This is a genomic window from Mesorhizobium sp. M0195 (assembly GCF_040322115.1).
Taxonomy (GTDB): domain Bacteria; phylum Pseudomonadota; class Alphaproteobacteria; order Rhizobiales; family Rhizobiaceae; genus Mesorhizobium.
Genome location: NZ_JAMYSV010000097.1, coordinates 1 through 642 on the forward strand (window position 1 = coordinate 1; position 642 = coordinate 642).

Genomic DNA, 642 nt, shown 5'->3' on the forward strand with positions numbered 1-642 from the left:
GAATGCGGATGAACTCGCTGCGATTATCTTGGAGCCAATGTTGGGAGCCGGAGGCTGCATTGTCGCCAAGCCAACATTCCTTCCGCGTATCCGCGATTTGGCTGACGAACTCCGTGTCATCTTGATCTTCGACGAGGTGCAAACGTCACGTCTAGGCTATAGAGCGTTGCACGGTGAACTCGGAATCCGTCCCGATATGGTCACGCTTGGAAAGTATCTCGGCGGCGGCGCAAGCTTCGGCGCTTTCGGCGGTAAGGCTTCGATCATGGATCGCTTTGATCCTGCACGTGCCAATTCGTTGTCACATAGCGGCACCTTCAACAACAACGTTCTAAGCATGGCTGCGGGATTGGCTGGCTTCACAAAAGTTCTGACTGAAGAAGCAAGCCGAAAAGTGAATGCCACAGGCGACTGGTTGCGAAGCGAGATGAACGCAGCTCTCGAGCGGCATGCGGTTGCTGCCACAGTACTCGGCCAAGGATCGCTGATGAATCTGCATTTTGTAGAGGGCGTGGTTGAGACACCGGCGCAACTTAAGGAAAGAGACGTACGCTGGCTGGAGCTTTGGCACGTGGAGATGCTGCTGCGCGGCTTCTATGTGGCGCCACGCGGCCTTCTCTCTCTCTCGCTCCCCTTCGGTGA

1 protein-coding gene is annotated in these 642 nt (G+C 55.9%); it reads left to right on the forward strand.

The annotated features are described in order from the left end of the window. On the forward strand, positions 1-642 hold a 642-nt coding region (locus NKJ12_RS32175), incomplete at both ends, for an aminotransferase class III-fold pyridoxal phosphate-dependent enzyme (protein ID WP_352707747.1).